Genomic DNA, 21,928 nt, shown 5'->3' on the forward strand with positions numbered 1-21,928 from the left:
ATCAAACGGCAGTATTTCAATCACTATTTAAAACCAAAAAATATGATAAAAATAAGATACGCTACTCTGATTATTTTATTGTTTTACAGCGGTCTGAACGCCCAAAACGCCGGAACAGACAAAACCATGGAAATTTTTGGTTTTATACAGATGGATTCCGGCTATGATTTTGGAAGAATGAATCCCGATTGGTATGACACTATGCGTCCCACCCAGATTTTGGACAAAGAGGGAAATGAATACCAAAGCCAAGGCGTCTTTTTTATGAGCGTACGGCAGAGTACATTTGGCATAAAAAACTATTTCGATACGCCCTTGGGACAAATCAAAACACATTTTGAATTTGATTTATTCGGAATGGGGAAAGAAGTTGGCAACACCGCTTTCCGCCTTAAACATGCTTATGGCGAATTGGGCAAATTTGGAGCAGGTCAAACCAACAGTCTATTCACCGATACCGATGTCTATCCAAATATCGTTGAGTTTATGGGTCCTAATGCCTTACCTTTCCTTCGAAATGTACAAATACGCTATACCCCAATTTCAAACCAAAATCATTCGTTGGCAATTGCACTTGAACGACCAGGAGCCACGGCAGACCAGGGACAATATGGGGAAGACTTTGTATATGCATCACTGCTTGATGGTGTCAAAGCTAGATTTTCTGTACCCGATTTAACTGCAGAATACCGATACAGCAGCAGTTGGGGATATTTAGAATTGGCGGGTATCGTTCGAAGTATCAAATGGGAAGACCACAATACAGATCAATACGACTTGTCTGGTAGCGCTGTCGGTTGGGGCTTGAGTTTGACCAGCCGCTTAAAACTCGCCAATAATGTAATTTTTCATGGTGCATTGACAACAGGAGCCGGCATCCAAAACTACATGAATGACGCGGATGCAGATATTGGAATCAAAAGACAATATGACAACGCAATTGCGCCGATAAAGGGAGTCGCGATTCCAATGGTGGGAGTGGTAACCTATTTTGACATTTATTGGAACCCAAAATTCAGTACGGCAATTGGGTACTCAATACTAAATAACAATACCACCGAATCTCAGTTATCAACCGCTTATAAAACGGGACAATATGCCAGTTTCAATCTTCTATATTCCCCAGTCAAAAATTGCATTTTAGGACCTGAACTACAATGGGGAATGCGCCACAACAATGACTTTGAAGGCGATCCACAATTTAATCTTCCAGCAGCAAAAGGCAATAGCGGAAACGATGTCAAACTACAGTTTTCGTTTAGATATAGCTTCAACACTGCTTTCTATAAAAACAAATAGCTAACTAAAAATACAAACTGACTAATCAGTCACAATCATATTTACTTAATCTTCAATCATTTTCCACAACATCTCAAAAGCTTCCGAGATAAGTTCCAATTGCTTATCATTACTCAAAACATTCGAAATAATATAATAATGCAAACCGTTGATTTGAGCAGCAAACAAAGAGTAGATAAAAGAAACCGGCATTTGCTTGATAAGAACAATGTCAATTCCGTTTTTAATTAGAACGAAAAGTGGGTGCTCGTCCTGACTGGCAATAGTTTTCTCTATAACATTAAAATAAGGAGAATGATTGAATTGCTGCAAATATTGATAATGAATGGGATTCTCAAGACTCCAAGAAAGAGTTGCAGTAAACAACGATTGAAATGATTCTTTGGAAATCGAATGAGATTCCATTCTTTCGACAATAAAATCATCCATTTCTTTTAAAATTGAATGATATATCACAACAATAAGTTCTTCTTTTGTTCGAAAATAATTGAATAACGTTCCTGTGGCCACATTTGCCTGTTGGGCAATTTTAGCAGTTGCTGTGCCATGAAAACCATTTTCAACAAATAACCTAAGTGCTGTAGCTAAAATTATTTCTTTTTTGTCCATTACATATAGATTGACTAATCAGTCACAAAAATAAATAAAAATTCGTCTTATTCAACTTTAACGAAAACAAAAATAATACATTTAAACTCAATCGCTTAAAAGTTTATTAAAACCGCTAATAAATAAATTGAGTCGACGAATAGTTTCAATATCAATCAATACTCCATGTTCGTTGAACTTTCCTTTAATCCCACTGATGAGTAACGTAGTATCATCATTAAATTTGGTTTCAACCGTTTTCATAATTAATTGCAATTGCTCATGTCCTTTTTCTCCAGAAGCAGACGCCGTAATCAGCCCGATTGGTTTTTGGGAAAAAACAGTAGTAGAAACACACCATTCTATTGCATTCTTCAAACTTCCAGGCAGACTAAAAACGTACTCCGGAGTACAAATAAGTAAACCGTCAGCATTCGAGATAAGCTTCCTAAATTCATCTACCGAACTCGGTGGGTTTTCATTGTCGAGATCTGGATTAAAATGAGGCAATCCACTTAACCCTTCAAAAATGGTAATATCATATAAATCCCTTGTCAATGCACCAAAATGTTGAATAAGCTTAAGATTAGACGAATTGGTTCTGGTGCTTCCAATGATGGCAAGTATTCTTTTATTGTTTTGCATAAATATTTATTAATCAAAAGAAGGGATTTATACTCTTAAAGCAGATTTATTAACAAGCATTTACAATGGTTTTAAAGAGTTCTTGAAATCGGACGGCAAGCTGGATAAAACCATATCAATCGCTTCTTGCGGAGTTTCAACGATACGTGAAAATCCAATTTCCTCAGGAGAAAATACACCTTGTTCCATCATGAATCCCACAAAATCACGTAATCCTTTCCAAAATTTTCCTCCAACCAAAATAAGTGGAAACGGACCAATTTTGTGACACTGAATCAATGTTGCCGCCTCAAATAGTTCATCCAAGGTACCCAAACCTCCTGGCATAACAATAAATGCACAAGAATATTTTACTAACATCACCTTTCGAACGAAAAAATATTTAAACTCAAAACTGTCATTAACATACGGATTTGGCTGTTGTTCTTTGGGTAAAATGATATTGAGTCCATAAGTAGGTCCTCCCGCTTCCTTGGCGCCTCTGTTTGCGGCTTCCATCGCACCGGGGCCACCTCCTGTCAAAACAGTAAAGCCAGCTTTTGCAAACGCATTTCCAGTTTCTCTTGACAATTCGTAGTAAGGATCTCCCGGCTTGAATCTCGCTGATCCAAAAATGGTTACTGCAGGACCTAGCTGACTTAGTTTGGTAAACCCCATTTCAAATTCTGCTGTAATTCTTTCAAGTCGCTCCTTTTCCTTCTCGGCAGTTCTTTGTTCGCTTAAAAACTTATACTCTTCCGACTCTATTATTGGAAGTTCATAGTCCAATTGTGCTTTTTTCCAATGTTTTTGCCAAGCTTCTTCCCATTCCTCCTGACTTAATCTCTTAAAATTTTCTGATTTTTTTGCACACATATTGTTGCTGATTTAAGTGAAATTTTATCTAAGATATAAAAAATAGTAAACTCATCGTCTATGATTAAAGCTTCTATTTTAAAAGCTTTAATCAAAAATTAAAAAAATAAATTTAAACTAACTTTTTCCAAAATCCAGAAACTTATTGACCAAAAGGATTACTGAACCGATGCTGCTTCCCATAATCATCACTCTCTCGTAACTGTCTTTATTGAGATACATTAATAATACCAAAAAGCTTATTGCTATAATCAATATTGGCAATTTTAGTTTGTCGTAAGTGCCGTTTTTACTTTCATCCTCAAATTGTTTAACGAATTCTGTATCCAGCTTGCTTTTTGACATGATATACACCCGAAAGCTATAGCTCATGACCTTTAATCTACCCGTTAGTTTATCGTGATTAATTAGGCCCAAATCCATTAACTGCATAAGAATATCTTTATTTTTATAATTTAAAAAGTGATCTTGGGCAAAATCATAGAGTACATTTTGCATCTCAGTATTTGGAATAGAATCCCAAATTTTTAAGTAAGCCTTGTCAAAATTTTTAAGGTTTGAGTTTAAAATAAATTCCATTTTTAAAAAAGGAAGAACTTCATTGTTATTATCCTTTTCAAAAACTTTTTCAAGTGGTATTATCCTGTCTGCACAATTGGGATCTAACACACTTTCTGCATCTGGGGAACTAGGATTGGTCATGTCTTTCTGAATCATATTGGTTAAATCCTCATCATTGACCATCGGGATAAAAATATATTCATTGGCAAATAGATTCTTTTTGCAGGGATAATAACCTTCATAAGAAGCTTGCATCAGTTCATAGAAGAAAAATCGATTACTGTAATAATTCAATAACGCATTAGTCAATAATAAGATCAGGGTAAAACACAAAATAAAGTAGAATAAATTCGAACCTCCGTTTAAAAGAATAGTGTTTGTTTTGATATAAAAATTTCGGTGCAACTTCTTAAATGTGTATTTATTAACCTCACTCATAGTTGGTTGTTCGAAACCAAAGTTTAATTTATGAATGACACCTTCGTTATTTTTACCCAATTCGAAAACAGTTTGCGGCTTGCAATCGCATCCGTATGCACTAATAATTTTGTGTTTAGCAAATTTACTTTGTGGCTGGGATGGTGAACAATAATATCTTGCGTAATCATTTATTTCATTCGAGTAAAAAGCACAAACAAGTATGAAAGGGAAAACCACAAAATAATTAATCAGACCAGACGTCAGGAATTTTAAATAAACCTTTCGTTGAACCCCTTTGTTTTTAGCAACAGCGTTTGCTATCTCGGCATTACTGTCTATGTCTTTCCAGTTCCTCCAATTTCTATAATACAGAATTAACCCTAAATGAGATCCAACAACAAAAATAAAAGACAAATACAGTTGATCTTTATATAATAACAGCAACGGAAAAACAAAACCTAAAAAGATCACTAACAAATAGAACTTTAAAAGCGAATTTTCGAATTTACTGCACCTAATGTTTAAAACAATTATATTGATGAACGTGATATTAATACCTATCAAAAAACAAAAATATAGCGCTGTGATTGGCGAGGAAAAGAAAAAAACAGCTAAGGCTGTACAAAAACAAATAATGTTGATAACAAATAAATTTTGATATTCTTCTTTCCTACTGTTATCGGGAAACAGATAGTAAAAATGATGTCGTGAAAATAATCCCAATCGCCCACTGTAAAATAGAGACGAGTAAATCAAAGTAAATAAAACTATTAAAAATCCATATAGAACAGTAATTAAGAAGGCATTATTAAATGTAAACAAACTCAAATAATCTAGATACGATAAATTTCGCATTCCCAGAATATAAACAGGAAGATCCGTTGGGACACTTAATTTTTTTGCATATACCTGATATTCATTTCCCTCATAATCCATTCTGAAATTTTCGATATTACAACCTGCCAAAATACTTGCCAATACTAGGTTATTATGCGAACCCGAAAGTACGTTTTGGTACAAGTTTTTATTGGGATTGTTTTGCATTAAAACAAAACCCTCCCTATCGACAAGCAGATAATCAGTATCTGGTGGCAGTTTGATTTCTTTTGAAAAATGTTCGCGAAAAGCAATTCCTTTTATTGCGGACTTTTCAGAACCAAAACCATTGTTTTTCTTAACATCTTTTTCAGCATAAATCCATTGGTATTCATCAGATTCCCTTGAAAAAACACCCGTCAATATCGTGTCTATTTCCTTATTTTGCAGTAATTTAAAATATTTCCTGTCGTTATATTTTCTCGGAAAACTAATATTATCCTTATTCAAACTTGCCGTTAATAGACCTCCTTTATCCATCCAAAAATAGGAATCTAAACATTTTATTTGTTCGAGGCTATCCGCTTTGTTAAAAGATTTGGCATTTAATTTCAGTATTTTATTCTTTGGTGAAAACGAAATACTGTCCACTATTGAATCTCCGTTAATCATACTGACTTTGGAATCTGACACCAAATATAATTTCCTGTAAGGAAATTTAGAGCCATTTATGTCATTCGGAATTTGATTTCCTTTCCAATGTTGTAAGGTATCAATTTGATTTTTAAACGATAGGTCAATATGTTCCACTAATTGTTTTAAATCAGATTTATTTCTGTTGGAAATAGTCGTTTTCCAAAATCCAACCATTCCAAAAATGACAAACAACGCAATTAATGCACCTGTAGAAAAGGCAACAGTAATGAGATCCATTTGTGAAAGCCGCTCTTTGTAACTGCTTACAACAGGCTTAATGAAACAGATACTCAAAAACAAAATAGCTATCAATAACAGACTAAAAATTAAAAGATTGGGTTTTATGAATTGTACATTGGATTGAAAATAGGAAGAACTAATCCCTGCCGCTACAAACAAAGTAAAATTGGTGTCTGGGATTTTTATTTGGCTGGTATAATATCTTTTGTCTGACTTTTTAAAAGTAATATTACCATTGTTCCTGTTATAAAAGCACAAACTGTCTTCATCCTTAAGATTGATATTTTGAGAAATTAAAACATCCTTGGCTAAACATTTACCGTTTTTTTCACTGACACCTGAAAGAGTTACAGGGCAGATAAAAAAAGAGTTAAAATTAGAGGAAGTACTAACTCTTTTGATAAATTCATCCAAATCAAATTGAACAGTATCAGTTACTGTCGCTATTATTTTTAAATCTCCATTTTTTTTAAAATTAATCTTTCTAATCAATTGAAGTTTTTTTCGAATAGAATCAACCCTATCCAAACGAACTATTTCTATTTTATCTATGAAGACTGAATCATTGCCGAGTTTTCGATTTTTGGCTATAATACTATCCCTTATTTCGGGACTTATTTCTTTAACCTTATCATCAAAAAAACCTTTTAACTGTCTTTCAATTCCTTTAAAAACAGCCAAGTTATTTGCATCTTCTTTTATCTCATTATTTGGCACAATAATCAGGAGATATATCCCTGTTATGATGCCAATAATTATGGCTGTTATGATTGAATAATTATGTGATTTTAGCTTATCGAAAAAAGGGGTTAAAAGACTCATATATTTTAAGTTTATTTATAGAGCATTTTGATATCCGAAATAGTATAAGTTGGGTGCAATTCTAAAAACGTTTCCTTTTGCTACATAAAAAAATAGCTAAATCAGAGAATTGGCTTCCTCATAATGTAGCTAAATTAGGAAAAAATATCTTAAATGTTAAAAATTACACTTATAAATAATTCATTTTAAGTGTTTTAAAACAAAAACCGTTTTTAAAAGCCTAGTGGATTTTCATTGTCAATGCCTGTTTGAAATGTCGAATTTGTCATATAATTACAAAATGACACTAAATAAATCTAAAGTAATTCCGAATAAATTATCATCTGTTAATCATAGATTTAATCTCAAAAATAAGATTAAATTGACGTCCTTTTTTTTTTTGTTCTTTTATCGGATTATAAAGCCATTGGTCAGATTTATTTTTAATGCTAATTACATTGGCTTAAATTTATAACAGTCTTATTACTAATAATTTATTGGTTACTATAATGAGTATATAACTAACTTAAAACAAACAAAGATGAAAACAGATCAAATCACTATCAAAGAGTCCCTCTACCTAATCTATGCCTATGTAAGCATCTCTACATTTGTATTGATGTTAATAAGCAAAATAACAGACAGTCTTGAAAAAGCATTAGATTTCAATCCAATTGTGTCACTGCTAATCGTTTCAAATATGATCGTATTTATATCCTTGTATTATTACAAAAAAAGACATAACTCCCATATAAATCATCACAACTTTTAGATTTCTAAATTCCCCATTTCTTATGATTGATATAAACAAAAGTGCTTGGAAAATATAAAAAGAGGTTAAATCAATAATTTAGCCTCTTTTTTTTATGTCTTATCTACCACTTTCAATAATTTAAACAAATTGCAAAGCTCGGTCAAAAACTTCGTCTTTCCCCTGCTGAATGTCCAGAATGGTCGGCTTAACTTCAATATCTGGAACAATACCAATTCTTTGTGCTTCTTTTTTATTAGGATAAAAAACTCCGACTCCTGTAAATCTTGTGAAAACTTCCTTTATTAATCCGAAATTACTAACATTCCCATCTGAGCTTTCGTTTTGACAGCCACTAATGGTTGTATCATCAGCAGTTTGAAAACTCATTGTCATTTCTTCTGATTGGCTTCCAGTTTCCTCATTAAGCAGAAAAACGAATTTACCACTTAAAATTGTTTTTATTTTCATAACCACAAGATTGTGGTTCAATCCTTTGAATCTTCCAATATAAGTTAAACCTGGTTTTGTATAGAACTAAGAGTGGATGCTCTTCTTGCTTAACAATTGTAGGTTTTACAACTTTAAAATAGAATGATAAATAGTAACGATAATATTATTTACGTTTTGAATTTAATCTAAAATAGAGATTTTTTTCATTACTGAAAAAAGAATGTTTTCGTAATTTAATCCGATTTTTATGCTATTTAGCAGATTTATTTTTAATAGCAATACCATTAATTTATGTTTGTAGAAGTCTTAATTTTAAAGCTTTAAAATATTTTTGAAGTAATTATTGAACAAAAAAAACAAAAAAATGAAAACCAATAATTTAACTACCAAACAATCTGTATTCCTACTATATGCTTATGTTAGCATATCCTCATTTTTAGTGATGGCAGTAAGCGAGATTACTAAGAACATTAAAAATGTTGAAAAAACAATAGAATTTAATCCAATCGTGTCACTAGCTATTGTTTTAAACATAGTAACATTCGCGACACTATATTATTATAAAAAATATATCGCTCAAAGAGGATAAAAAACACTTCAATAGATTTAAAATATTGAAAAACAATTAAATAACAAAAATAGGCTGAATATTGATTCAGCCTATTTTTTTGGTCAATTACCTATTATTCCGTAATAACTTTATTTTCCCAAAACTTTATAGGTGCCAGCAAATTTTTGGGTATCACTTATTTTAGTTTTTGCAAAGATGCTTTGTGAAAGAACTATGAGTAATAAAAATGCAATTTTTTTTATTTTAAAAAAGTTTCATTTTTTATGTTTAGAGTTGTTTTTAATTTAGTTTCCTTTCCGCTTTCAATGAATTGTAAAGCGCGATCTAAAACCTCGTCTTTACCTTGCTGGATACCAAGAATAGTGGGTTTTACTTCAATATCTGGAACAATACCAATTCTTTGTGTCTCACGTCCGTCAGGATAATAAACTCCAATTCCTGAAAATCTAGTGAAAACTGCTTTTATAGCCTCGAAATTACTTACATTCCCGTCTGCTCCAGCAGTTTGGCTACCAATGATTGTACAATTATCAGCCGCTTGAAAACACATTGCTGTTTCTTCTGAATGACTTACAGATTCCTCATTAACCAGTACAACAACCTTACCCTTGTAATTATTTTTATTTTCTGAGCCACAAGGTCGTGGTCCATGCCAAATGAATTTTCCAGGATAAAGTGAATCTGGCCTTGTAAACATTATAAAATTTCTTTCTTTAGAATTCAAAAAATTCGCAATATCAATATAAGTTCCGTTTGGATAATTTCTAATGTCAAAAACAATCGCTTTGGCTGATTTCAATTTTTCGATCATCTCAGGAACATCATTAATTTTTAGAGCTCCCATATCTACATAACCAATATTGTTTTCCAGCATTTTAAATTTTTCCTTTTGGATTCCTTTTTTAAATTCATTTTTATGGGCATTATTATAATCATACCAATTTATAGTCTTTGTAATAGTTTTTCCGTCTTTCAGAAAATCCAGTTTTACATTGTCCGAATATCCGTAAACACCAAATTTCATCAAATTACTAAGATATGCAGCTTCATTTGACCCATTAATTAAATTCCTGTTTTCCGCAACAAAATCTTTAATTGTTTTGTCATTGAATTTAGTAATAACATCCCCAACTTTTATATCATCTGCTTTTGCAAGTTCGTCTGCTGTTATTTCTGTAACAACCATTTTTTCATCAATAATTTTGCAGTTGAAAGGCAAGAAATTTGCATTACCAGTGCTATATTTATGAAATACAGCATGGGAATCATTGAGCTTAACCGTTAATTTTTGGAACGCTGTATAAAAAGCGTCATCATTTTTGGCTTCAATGAAAACAGGTAACATTTCTTCTAAAGTTTTATCCCATTTTTGATCCATTCGATATTTATATGGGAAAAAATATTCTATCACATTCCAATATGTAAATAAAGCTAGAATTCTTGAATTTCTATCACTATAATCTAGTTTATCAAAATTTGTGTTTTTAACAAAACTATTATCACGAGAATCAAATCCAACATAATGTTGCTCGCCTTGAAATCGATTGTCTTCAATAAATTTTAACTTCTTTGAAAGAGTTGTAGCAAACAATTTATCGTTGTTAAGCCATGATAAATCGAAGTTTTTATCAAAATATTCAACATCTTTTGGCACAGTGATTGCTGCGATTGCTTTTACTTCTCCCAGAGAATTTATCCAATTTTCGAGAACTAATGAAAACTCATCTTTGGTATTCGCCTTTTCAACTTTAGGCAACACATCAAAAAGTTGATTGTCCCAGTCAGTTTTACCACTGGCTACTTGAGGATGATAATATTTTAAATAGCCCCAAACTTTACAGGTGGCGGCAAGTTTTTGGTTTTCAGTAAGTTTTGTTTGAGCAAATACAATTTGTGTAAGGACTAAGAGCAGTAGTAGGGTGATTTTTTTCATTTTGTAGGTTAGAAGAGTATTAAAATATAAATTGCATTTCGCACTTAGGATTTTCTGTTTGCAATATCCTGAGAAATATTCGCATGGCCGAAAATTCCGCAAAATGTATACAATATTAAAAAATGACTGAATTGTATTTTCAAATATATTTAATAATTCTTACAAAAAACATTTTTTTTACCAATAATAAACCTCACGACTTCCCCAAATACCTTGTGATCGTGCGTAAGGGCTTACTTCACTAATTATTTATCTTCATTGGAGTTCAGTGAATTTCATTTGAACAACGCGCCATAGCGCTTGTGATAGCCCGACCACGTTGAGAAAATGGGCCGAATAAGCGGTTTGAATAGCCGGCCCATTTTTCTCAACGGGAGCACGCCCAAATGATACTGCAAATCTTAGTTCTAATGAAGATTCAAACTGGCCTTAAACATTCGGAGTTCTTCCCAAGAGAATTTATCACCATATTTTTCTTTTAATGGCGAAACCGATTCTTCTTTGTAGCCTTCAAAAGCCTCTGTGAGCGCTGCCAATTTATCTTCCGAAAATACTTCGCTGACAGTAATTCTTTTGCTTTGTATTAGCTTGGTCAGATGTCCTAAAATGGTTTCCTGCGTGAACTTGCGAATGGTGCCAATTTCCTTTACCGTTTTCTTTTGTAACCATAGCTCATAGGTTTCCTCTATTGTCGATTTTTTGGGTTCTTTAGTTGCCGTTTTCTTGGATCCGTATCGTTCTGCATCTTTTTCGTCCTCGATCAGGGTGATGTTGGCTTTCTTGAAATCTTCACTGACGCGCTCGACCTTGATGCTTTTGTATTGCTTGATTTCTGGGGAAGTCAGCTTTTCTTTCGAAATTGTTTCTCCTTTTACCAAAGTGGCTACCATTAATTTAGCTTTCATCAATTGAAGCACAGCCTTAGTTTGTAAATCGTCAAGAACTATTAATTCGTCATAAAAGGCTTTGGCTTTTTTGAGACGTTTTACTTCCTCCAGTTTCCAGAGGATTTCATAGACTAGCTTGTCCATGGGTTCCATGAAATAATTGAAAGCGGCGTTGATGCGATCTGAAATATGATTGAATTCTAAATGTTCGTTGTGGAACAGTTTGTCCAATTGCAACAAAAACTTAGATGATGGGTCAAGCAATTGCCAAATCACCCCGGCCTGGTTATGTGCCCAAGCTTTGTGTTTGAATTTAACTGAGTTTTCGGTATCTTCGTTGTAACTGAACTGGTGGTTACGCCATTCTTGTGCCAACTCATTCCAATCGAAACTGTTTTTCAGATAGTTATGAATAAAATTTTTGGTTTCGCGTTTTAAGGCATTCGCCAAAGCTTCTTCCGAGGCTTTGTTCTCAGCGTAATCCATTACATCCTGATCGTTTGAAATGCCATTCATTCGCAACGGAGAAAGCAAAACAAGCCCATTTAAGGAACGTAAACGCGATAATGCCACATATGCCTGTCCTGGTAGAAAAACTTGCGATACGTCAAGCGCAGCTTTGTCAAAAGTCAATCCTTGGCTTTTGTGTACGGTAATTGCCCAAGCTAATTTGATCGGATAATGTACAAACGAGCCCAAAACCTCCTCCTCTATTTCCTTGGTCATTTCGTTTACGGTGTATCGAATGTTTTGCCATTCGTACTTGTCGACTTCGATGGTTTTGTCTTCATCTGGAAAATGCACCCAGATTTCTTTGGTGGTCATCGTTTTCACGATTCCCATTTTTCCGTTGAAATAATTCTTTTCCATCGACAAATCATTTTTGACAAACATAATCTGCGCTCCCACTTTCAACTGCAAATTGGGATCTACGGGATATATTTTTTCTGGAAAATCACCAGTGATTTCGGGTAGAAAAGTGGTTTGTCTTCCTTCGAGATCTTCGAGCGATTGCGCATTCATCACATCGGCTTTGACATTATGCGTGGTCAGAGTAATGTAACCTTTATTGGCTTTCAGGTCAAAATCGGGTTTCACGAATTCATTAAGCATTTGGATATCGGTGGCCGTAATCTCGTTGTTACGCAAATTATTCAAAACCGAAATGAATCGGTCGTCAGTTTGACGATAAATTTTGGACAATTCTATATACAACGGCGGATACTGCTGGATAACATGCGCATGGAAAAAGAATTTCCCTCTGTAATAATTCCGCAATGTTCGCCATTCTTCGTCACGAATAATAGGCGGTAACTGTAATAAATCTCCTATAAATAATACTTGAACACCGCCAAAAGGTGCAGATTTCTTACGAACCGTTTGCATCATATAATCCATAGCGTCCAGCAAATCGGCCCGTAACATACTCACTTCGTCAATAATAAGCAATTCCATATTCCTGATAACAGCTCTTTTTTGTCCACTCATTTTGAAATGCCTACGCAAAGTGGCTTTCGTTTCAAACTTGGTTGTGTCCGAAAACTGGGGGGCAGAATTGTCTGGAATAAATCCTCCAAAAGGCAACTGAAACATCGAGTGAATCGTAACTCCGCCTGCATTCAAGGCCGCAATTCCCGTAGGTGCCACCACCACCGTATTCTTATGAGTGGATGCAATAATTTCCTTAAGTAATGTGGTTTTTCCCGTTCCTGCTTTTCCGGTCAGAAAAACGGATTGATGCGTTTGATTGATAAAACGGAGAGCATATGCTGCGGCTTCAGATATAGATTGCATTTGGCGTGTAATTTAAAGAGCTAAAATATGAAAATATCGAAAATAAAAAAACCTTCAATCTTGTTCAAGATGAAGGTTTTATAAATTTATGTAAAGTAAAAATTACTTCTTAACTTCTTCTGCTTTAGCAGTCGATTTGTATTTTTCGTTCAAAAGTTTTACTATTTCTTTAGTAATATCGTATTTTTCTTCAGCATACAAAATAGATGCTGCATCACCTGTACCGTAGATATAAGCATAACCTTTCTCTTTTCCGTAATCTTTGATGAATTTTTTTACTCCTTTTACAAGAGAATCCATTTCTTTTCCGCTCTCTTGTTGTAATTGCATTTGCAAACCTTGCTGCGCTTGAGCCAATTGTTGTTCTCTACGTTGCAATTCTTGACCATTCTTTTGAGCCCATTCTTGACCGTTTGCTTGAGCATTACGTTGAAAATTAGCCGCATCTTGTTTGAATCTATTGATCTCAGCTTCCAACTGTCTTCCTTTTTCAGCAGCAACTCCTTTATATTTTGCCTCTAAATCTTTAGTCTCTGTATATTCTTTCATCAACTCAGCGGTATCAACATAAGCCGTTTTGAATTCCTTTCCTTTAACTTCTTCTTTTTTATCACAAGCTACAAGTGATATTGAAATTGCGATAAGTAATAATGCTTTCTTCATTTTGGTGTATTTCAAGTTTTTTTATGTATGGATGACAAAAATATAAAAAAATAGATAGTATTGATAAAAACTTTCAAAAATGCTACTATTTTATTGATATAAATTTAAATTATTAAAAAAAATAAAACGATAATAAATTATTATAAAAAACGAGTCCTATAGAAGCTTTTTGAGGGACAAATTAAAACATTAGACCTGTTTCCTTGTTAAAGCTTTAAAAGTTGTCTTAAAATCATTTAAAATAAATTTTAGTTGTTTTTTAGGATGTAAATGTGCGATGAATATTCCATTTTTTGTTTGGCTTTCCAATTCGACTGCAATCCGATGAAAAAGGCTTTAAAATAATTCATTTTACCTGTTTTGTATTTTTCAGAAAGAAGACTCACATAAAACGAATCAAATTTCATAGGAAGTACTTTTTCCAGGTTCATATTTTCTTTAGCGAACAATTTTTGAATAGCAGCTTTCGAGAAATGCCAAAAATGGATTGGCACATCATAAGCCGCCCAAAAGTTCCCATAATGTTTTGCATCGAAAGATTTGAAATTAGGAACAGCTACAATCAAAGTGCCACTAGGTTTCAATAATCGCTTTAATTCTTTGATTTGTTCATCTAAATTAGGAACGTGTTCCAAAACGTGCCACATCGAAATCACGTCAAAACTATAACTTTCCAATTCGGAAGTATTCTCCACAAAAGAAACGCCTTTATTTTTTGCAATTGCTTTAGCCTTATCACTCGGCTCCACTCCTACCGTTTTCCAACCGTCCTTTTGGGCAACAGATAAAAAATCTCCAGTACCGGCACCAATATCCAAAATCAACCCTTTAGAAGGCTGATAGAAGTTGATTAAATTCAATTTATTTTTTAATGCTATATTTTTTACAAAATGATAAGCCTTTTCAAATATGGATCTTTTCGAGTCAGTATGCGAAATATAATCAGCACTTTCATAATATTTACCCAAAACATCCAAGCTTGGTTGTGGATACGTAATCAACATATCTAATGTTTCATCATAAAAAAGCTCGAAAATCTCCTGAGAGACGGAATAATCCTGTACAGTAAGAAAATGTTTTTTGTTTGTAATGTCCATTTGTGTTTTTAAATAAATAATTTCAACCTTCTTTACGAAAGCTGAAAAGAAATTCTTTTTTAATTAATTCTAATGAGATTGAAATTCACTAGCTAGTTATCTTCTTTCCCATCTTATTTTTACTGCCGAAATTTTATCATTTTCCATTCGTATGTTTTGGTTGACTACAAATCCACATTTGATATAAAAACCCAAGGGAGACAAATAGGGTTCCTTATTCCTTTTTACATCATTTTGATGATCGGTTGCCCATCCATTTAAAACAGAGTAATTCTTTTTTAATTCATCGAGCAAAAGCGTTCCAAATCTTTTTCCTTGCATTTTTAAATCAATTATGATTCCGAACCAATCTTCATCTTCTCGTACAAAAGCAAAAGCCCACCCAGAAATTTGATTCAAATCATTTATAAGCAGAAAATGTTTTACATCTGAAAGTTCATTTAAATAATTCTCCAATTCGAATACATTTTTATAACCGATTCTTTCAGGATATTCTGCGTTCCAAAGTTTAAGCAACGCATATTTATCCTCCAGGGTCAAAACCAATGTTTGAATAATTTTCATCAAAAAAAAATTTAAAATCAATTTATTCAACAAATATAGGGTTTACAGCCGTAGTTTCACGTGGAACAAAAAGATTTTTGATTTAGGATTAACGATTTTTGATTCTAAATACAAAAAGGAAAGACTCAATTCCTGCCTCTTTAAAAAAGTCAACGAAATAAAAATTATTTATTTATCATTTTAAATTAAAATCACTTAAAGTAAAGCTTTATATAATTTGAAACGCTTAAAATTAATAAAAACTCAAAAAAATTAAGATCTTCAATCGTTAATCCTCAATCTAAAAATCCTCTATCTTCCCATGTAAATCAAAAGCACCGAAACATCACTTGGAGAAACGCCACTTATCCTTGAAGCTTGAGAAATGGTCACAGGACGAATCTTGCTCAATTTTTGTTTAGCCTCAATCGACATCGATTTGATTTTATTATAGTCAAAATTTTCCGGAATCTTTACATCTTCCAAACGTGTAAGCTTATCAGCATTATTTCTCTCCTTTTCAATATATCCAGAATATTTAACTTGAATCTCGGCTTGCTCCAAAATTTCTTGATCCAAATTATTTTCAGCAATATATTCCTTAACCTTTTCAAATTTCATAATATCTTCCAAATCAATTTGCGGTCTAGAAAACACTTTAAACATTTTATCTCCTTGAGTAATCAACGCCGTTTCCTTCGCTTCCAAAATAGGATTCGTTTCTGCAACAGAAACGCTTGTCTCTTTGAAAAAAGCAACCATTTTTTCAGATTCCTTTAATTTCAATTCCATTCTTCGTAAACGAGCTTCCGAAGCCAAACCAATTTCATAAGACAGTGGCGTCAATCTAAAATCAGCATTATCCTGACGCAACAAAGTTCTATACTCGGCACGAGAGGTAAACATACGATACGGCTCTTCCGTTCCTTTCGTAATTAAGTCATCGATCAAAACACCAATATATGCTTCATCACGTTTTAAAATTAACGGAGCTTGTTCATACACTTTCAAGTGCGCATTAATCCCCGCCATCAAACCTTGAGAAGCAGCTTCTTCATATCCTGTGGTTCCGTTTATTTGTCCCGCAAAATACAAACCTTCAACTAATTTAGTTTCCAACGTATGTTTCAATTGTGTCGGCGGGAAATAATCATATTCGATTGCATAACCAGGACGAAAGAATTTCACCTTCTCAAAACCCACGACGGTACGCAACGCTTTAAACTGAATATCTTCCGGCAAAGAAGTTGAAAAACCATTTACATAAACCTCACAGGTATTCCACCCTTCCGGCTCAACAAATAATTGATGACGCTCTTTATCTGCAAAACGATTAATCTTATCTTCGATAGAAGGACAATATCTTGGACCGATACTTTTTATTCTTCCATTAAACATAGGAGAACGATCAAAACCTTCTCTCAAAATATTATGCACCTCAATCGAGGTGTACGTCATGTGACACGACTTTTGAACAGACAAAGGTTTTGTCAAATCTGAATAGGAGAACTTATCCGGTTTCGCATCACCTTTCTCCTCATTCATTTTAGAATAATCCAAAGACCTTCCGTCTACTCTCGGAGGCGTCCCTGTTTTCATTCGGCCAGCTTCAAAGCCAGCTTTAATTAAATCTTCCGTTATTCCAAACGCCGCACTTTCTCCTGCACGCCCTCCTCCGAATTGCTTTTCACCAATATGGATTAAACCATTCAAAAAAGTCCCATTTGTCAGAACAACAGACTTAGAACGAATCTCGACTCCCAACGAAGTTCTGATTCCTTTTATCTTTCCGTTTTCAATTATCAATCCTTTTACCATCTCTTGATAAAAATCAAGATTTGGCGTTCCCTCCAACATCATTCTCCATTCTTCAGCAAAACGCATACGATCACTTTGAACTCTTGGCGACCACATTGCAGGACCTTTCGATTTGTTCAGCATCTTGAATTGTATTGCCGTTCTATCGGAAACAATTCCGGAGTATCCACCAAGCGCATCAATCTCGCGAACAATTTGTCCTTTGGCTATTCCGCCCATCGCAGGATTACAAGACATTTGCGCAATGTTCTGCAAACTCATCGTCACCAATAAAGTTTTGGATCCCAAATTTGCTGCCGCTGCTGCGGCCTCTGAACCTGCGTGACCTGCTCCCACCACAATTACATCGTACTCTTCTAAAAACATTTTTTTATATATTAATCCTTTTCAAAGGAATTATGAAATTTTAAAAATTTCGTTCCACGTGAAACATTCTGTCTTTTTAAAAAAACTCAGAACTTTAAAAACAATGTTCCACGTGAAACACATTGTTTAATTTGTAAAAAAAACACAAACTATGTGAAATATCTGATTCGAAAAAAATAAATTTTTTATCGATGTTTCACGTGGAACGTATTCCCTTTTTATGTAATTTTAATAAATTTATAACTACTGTTCCACGTGAAACATGGCTAATTTTTCATCTTCTTTGCTGCGCATTAAAACTTCATCAGCTTCAGATTTGTCTTTATATCCACAATAGTGCAAAACTCCATGAACTAATACGCGTTTCAATTCATCATCAAAACTTGTGTTGTAGTCGTTTGAATTATCTAAAACTCTTTCCACCGATACGAAAATATCACCTCCTATTTCGTTGCCCATTGTATAATCAAAACTTATGATATCTGTTAAGGTATCGTGATTAAGATATTCTACATTAATCTTGTGAAGGTACTCATCGTCACAAAAAATGTAATTAATTTCCCCTTCTGTTTTGTTTTCCGAAACTATTACAGCACTTAACCAAGCAGCAATAGCTTCTTCGTTATCTAGTGTAAAATCGGATTCGTAATTAAAATTGATCATTTGTTGTTAAAATAAACTTGAACTTTTTGATTAAAATTCGAGCGCAAAGGTAACGATTGTCTATTTAATATTTCGATGCTGTTTAAATAATCTGAAAGTGGCTTTGGCAGAGGACTTGCTTGATTAGTAAAGTTCTTAGTATTCGTTTCAGATTGACGCTTTGGATCCTCTCCTTGTAAGCGAATAGCTGTGTCTAATTTTAAAAGTTCCTGCTTAATATTATTAGTTCTTTGAAGCGTTTCATTATTAAAACCTTTGTTTAATAATTGTTTTTCCAACTGTTTCATCTGCTCCAAAGCATTTTGTCCACTGTTACCTACACCTTTTTTATTTAACTCTTCTTGTAATGCTTCACGCAACTGTTTTTGTTCCTTGTAAATATCCATTGTTGCTTTTGCATCACCCTCTCCATCGCCCTCAGACTCCCCACTTTGACCTTGTCCTTTACCCGATTGGGAACCTTTGTTTTGACTGTCGCCAGGTTTGTTTCCTTCTCCGGGTTTATTGCCCGGTTTCATTCCTTGCTTCATTTTCTCGCTTAACTCCCCTTGCTTTTTGATTATATCAGGTAATTGCATTCCTGAACCTTGACCGGGTTTTGGTTTACCTCCACTACTTCCGGACATCTGCATTTGCATACTGTTTAACGAATCGCTCAATAAATCAGCAAGTTTATTCGCAGATGAAATAGCATATTGCTGTTGCGACAAACCTCTTTGCAATTGTGATTCGGTTAAACTTTCAAGTGATTTATCGATATTGTATTGAACACCTGCAACCTCTTTGGTAACAGATTCGGCAATTTTTGGTTGACGTAAAGACAGAGCAAACAGACTGTCGTCAATATGTTTGAATTGCGTTTTTAAATTCTGTTGGTTTCTAATGTACTTGCCGAAAGAAGGAGAGCCCAACTTAGTAGCCTTGAATTGGTTCATCACATCTTCTTGTGAAAATGAATAAGCCAATAGATTATCCAATATCTGACGCAACATCTTAACATCTTCTTCTATCTGATCTTTGCTAGATTCCTCCATTGCCTGTTCCATAGCTTTGGACATTTCTTTCATTTTTTTGGAGGCACTTTTTTGACTCGGTTTAGCCTTAGATTTGTTGTTGTTTTGCAAATCAGAATTAGCTTTATTAAGATCTTCTTTAATACTTTTTTCCTTATCAGAATCAGAAGGAATATCCATAGGAGATTTTAAATCTTCATTATCCTTATCCAACTGTTTCAATTCTTCTTGAATTTTTTCAAACTCATCAGTTAATTTCTTTTGTTCTTGAGCAGAATTCTCCTTTTCGTTCTCTGATAATTTATCTTCTTTTTGAGACAATTTATCAAGTTTGTCAGCTAACTGTTCAGCCTTTTTTTCGACATAATAACGTTTTGTTAGCTCCACTAATTGTGCTAAATTCTTATTTTGGTTTTTACTGTTTTCTTTGAATTTTTCTAATTTCTGAACAAAATCCTCATCCTTAATTTTATTATTTAATTCCTTGAGTTCATCCAATAATTTTTTGTTTTTATCCAATTCCTTCTCGGTATTATCCAAACGCTTTTGCAATAATTCTTTGGTATCGTCCTTCTGTTGAGGATTTGACTTGTCTAAATTATCTTTCATCTTATTGGAAAACTGCTTCATCAATTCATTTTGTTGTTGCTGTTGCTTGATAAAATCATTAATCTTTTGACGATCATTAAAATCTAAACCTTCCTTTTCCTTATTAGTTTGTTGCAGTTTTTCCATTTCAGAAAACTGTTTATCTTGTTTAGATAATGTTTTTTGCAAACTGTTTATAGCATTATTTTGTTCTTTAAGCGCATTGTTTTGCTTTTCTTCATCAGATAAAATTCTGTTAGAAAACACAGTTGAACGAGAACTTTTAAAATGATGAATCGCATCGTTATCAAAAACCTCAAAATAAAAATCATAGTTTACACCTTTTTCTACATCAAGATTACTTGGAAAGTTGAAAACAATTTGATCAAAAGTGTCGTGCTTAACAGCTATTGTTCCACGTTTGGCACTAAGAGGTTTTCCAGACTCATAATAAACAATCTGTAATCTCGACAATCCATAATCATCTGCAATTTGTCCAACGAAATATGAGCTTTCGACATTTAAACTATCGGGTGCTTTAGTAATATTAATAGATGGAAACTGATCTTTGACCACATTAAGCTGATAATTCAACTTTTCGAAATTTTTTACTTGATTATTTGAGGTAATTATTTGATATTCTGTGTTTTGAACTATATTTTTAGTCAAATTAAATGTATTATCAGACTTAGCAAATGGAAAAGCCAGTAAATCGTTTTTCCAGACCACACTTTGTGTAGCATTTGTATTCATAACCCAAGTAACTTGAGTTCCTTCAGGTATAATACCATTCCCTGTTCCTTTTACAATAGTGCTTTTTAAATTGAGATAACTTGGATAAACAAACTTCATTTCAAAATTTGAAATAGTAGGAACGGCAATCACTTTCAATTCATAATCTGGTGAAACAACAGCATTCGCTCCCAAATGGAAAGAAACATTGGTAATTGGTTTGGCAATTTTAAATTGAAATTCTCCTGGATGAATGGTTTCAAGATAATAACTTTCATCACCTATAAAAATCATAACATTTTCGGGAACTACAGCACCGACCGATTTGATTTGTAAAACAAAATCTTTGCCTTGTTCAGTAACCAAATTTGAATTTAAAACTGTGAATTTAAAAGGAGCTGGCGGAGCAAATGTCGAATTAAAGTGCACTACCCTATTCAAACTTTGAGAAATTATTCGACTATTACCAGAAAGAAAAAAGAACAATAAAAACAGAATCGGTAAAATAGCCAAAGGCAAATATTTCCTGTTGGTGCTAAAATCAATTGCCTTTCCAAAAGGAATTGGACGCAAAGAGTTTGCTTTTTGTTCGATAGAAGCCAATAACAATTCTGAATTGTAAGCAGAAATATCCGACTTGGAAAGCTGTAAATAATTCGTTAGCGTATCATTTACTTCCGAAAAATGACTTCCAATGATGACCGAAGCTTGTGTATAATCGATTCCCTTTTGAAATTTTAATATTTTAAATATTGGAAATAAAATAAAACGAAACAATAAAATGGCTTCAACAGTGATAAAAAACCAAAACAAAAAGGTTCTGCCTTGTGGTTTTAACCAAAGGAAATACTCAATAAAGAGTGTAAAAAGGAAATAGATTAATCCAAGACCAATAAAAAATATAATGCCACGAATTAATTCATTTGTATAATACTTCTTTATAAAAGCTTCTAACTTTTGATGTATCGAATATGACTTTTCCAAAATTGCCGTATTAATTTAATAACCAATAAAAGTAATAATTTTAATGCTTACTAAAAGGTAAATAAAACATAATATTAACGTGTTGAAGAAACACTAATTACAGATAACAAACGACAAATTGAAATTGTATATTTGCAAAAAATTTACAATA

The 21,928-nt window shown here is 33.3% G+C and carries 15 protein-coding genes; 2 read left to right on the forward strand and 13 right to left on the reverse strand.

What is annotated here, in order from left to right; translation table 11 throughout:
• The first annotated feature begins 42 nt into the window (after nucleotides 1–42).
• Nucleotides 43–1,299 carry a DcaP family trimeric outer membrane transporter gene (locus C8C85_RS07905; protein ID WP_116796586.1) on the forward strand — a complete coding sequence of 419 codons (1,257 nt, stop codon included), beginning with the start codon at nucleotides 43–45 and terminating at the stop codon, nucleotides 1,297–1,299.
• Nucleotides 1,300–1,344: 45 nt separating this feature from the next.
• On the opposite strand, the gene C8C85_RS07910 is transcribed toward C8C85_RS07905, so the two are convergent.
• The 4 genes from C8C85_RS07910 to C8C85_RS07925 all read right to left on the reverse strand — a co-directional run bounded on the left by C8C85_RS07910 (nucleotide 1,345) and on the right by C8C85_RS07925 (nucleotide 6,942).
• On the reverse strand, nucleotides 1,345–1,908 hold the full coding sequence (locus tag C8C85_RS07910) for a TetR/AcrR family transcriptional regulator (protein WP_116796587.1): 564 nt from the start codon (nucleotides 1,906–1,908) through the stop codon (nucleotides 1,345–1,347).
• An 87-nt stretch (nucleotides 1,909–1,995) separates the two neighbouring features.
• Nucleotides 1,996–2,532, reverse strand: coding sequence for an NADPH-dependent FMN reductase (locus tag C8C85_RS07915; protein ID WP_116796588.1), 537 nt, complete (start codon nucleotides 2,530–2,532; stop codon nucleotides 1,996–1,998).
• Nucleotides 2,533–2,592: 60 nt separating this feature from the next.
• Nucleotides 2,593–3,387: a TIGR00730 family Rossman fold protein gene (locus C8C85_RS07920; protein ID WP_116796589.1), complete on the reverse strand. Its 795-nt coding sequence runs from the start codon at nucleotides 3,385–3,387 to the stop codon at nucleotides 2,593–2,595.
• Nucleotides 3,388–3,504: 117 nt separating this feature from the next.
• On the reverse strand, nucleotides 3,505–6,942 hold the full coding sequence (locus C8C85_RS07925) for a cache domain-containing protein (protein WP_116796590.1): 3,438 nt from the start codon (nucleotides 6,940–6,942) through the stop codon (nucleotides 3,505–3,507).
• Nucleotides 6,943–7,462: 520 nt separating this feature from the next.
• On the opposite strand from C8C85_RS07925, the gene C8C85_RS18365 reads away from it, so the two are divergent.
• Complete coding sequence (locus C8C85_RS18365) at nucleotides 7,463–7,693, forward strand: hypothetical protein (RefSeq protein ID WP_133243377.1); 231 nt, start codon at nucleotides 7,463–7,465, stop codon at nucleotides 7,691–7,693.
• A gap of 120 nt (nucleotides 7,694–7,813) precedes the next feature.
• Here the strand turns inward: C8C85_RS18365 and C8C85_RS07930 are convergent, their stop codons facing one another.
• The 9 genes from C8C85_RS07930 to C8C85_RS07975 form a co-directional block, all read right to left on the reverse strand.
• Nucleotides 7,814–8,143: a S41 family peptidase gene (locus tag C8C85_RS07930; RefSeq protein WP_116796591.1), complete on the reverse strand. Its 330-nt coding sequence runs from the start codon at nucleotides 8,141–8,143 to the stop codon at nucleotides 7,814–7,816.
• Nucleotides 8,144–8,934: 791 nt separating this feature from the next.
• Nucleotides 8,935–10,629, reverse strand: coding sequence for a S41 family peptidase (locus C8C85_RS07940; protein ID WP_116796593.1), 1,695 nt, complete (start codon nucleotides 10,627–10,629; stop codon nucleotides 8,935–8,937).
• A gap of 407 nt (nucleotides 10,630–11,036) precedes the next feature.
• Nucleotides 11,037–13,310 carry a helix-turn-helix domain-containing protein gene (locus C8C85_RS07945; protein WP_116796594.1) on the reverse strand — a complete coding sequence of 758 codons (2,274 nt, stop codon included), beginning with the start codon at nucleotides 13,308–13,310 and terminating at the stop codon, nucleotides 11,037–11,039.
• Between the two features lie 102 nt (nucleotides 13,311–13,412).
• A complete protein-coding gene (locus C8C85_RS07950) occupies nucleotides 13,413–13,973 on the reverse strand; it encodes an OmpH family outer membrane protein (protein WP_116796595.1) in 561 nt (186 codons plus the stop codon).
• 248 nt (nucleotides 13,974–14,221) lie between these two features.
• Complete coding sequence (locus tag C8C85_RS07955; protein WP_116796596.1) at nucleotides 14,222–15,070, reverse strand: class I SAM-dependent methyltransferase; 849 nt, start codon at nucleotides 15,068–15,070, stop codon at nucleotides 14,222–14,224.
• Between the two features lie 96 nt (nucleotides 15,071–15,166).
• Nucleotides 15,167–15,634 (reverse strand): GNAT family N-acetyltransferase, encoded by a 468-nt coding sequence (locus C8C85_RS07960; RefSeq protein ID WP_116798432.1) that lies wholly within the window; start codon nucleotides 15,632–15,634, stop codon nucleotides 15,167–15,169.
• A 291-nt stretch (nucleotides 15,635–15,925) separates the two neighbouring features.
• Complete coding sequence (gene mnmG / locus C8C85_RS07965; RefSeq protein ID WP_116796597.1) at nucleotides 15,926–17,797, reverse strand: tRNA uridine-5-carboxymethylaminomethyl(34) synthesis enzyme MnmG; 1,872 nt, start codon at nucleotides 17,795–17,797, stop codon at nucleotides 15,926–15,928.
• A gap of 243 nt (nucleotides 17,798–18,040) precedes the next feature.
• Nucleotides 18,041–18,460, reverse strand: a complete 420-nt coding sequence (gene ybeY, locus C8C85_RS07970; RefSeq protein ID WP_116796598.1) for an rRNA maturation RNase YbeY — start codon at nucleotides 18,458–18,460, stop codon at nucleotides 18,041–18,043.
• Nucleotides 18,457–21,777 carry a hypothetical protein gene (locus C8C85_RS07975; protein ID WP_116796599.1) on the reverse strand — a complete coding sequence of 1,107 codons (3,321 nt, stop codon included), beginning with the start codon at nucleotides 21,775–21,777 and terminating at the stop codon, nucleotides 18,457–18,459. The genes ybeY and C8C85_RS07975 overlap by 4 nt, the downstream gene beginning before the upstream one ends.
• Between the last annotated feature and the right edge of the window lie 151 nt (nucleotides 21,778–21,928).

Origin of the sequence: Flavobacterium sp. 103 (genome assembly GCF_003096795.1) — a bacterium.
GTDB lineage: Bacteria > Bacteroidota > Bacteroidia > Flavobacteriales > Flavobacteriaceae > Flavobacterium.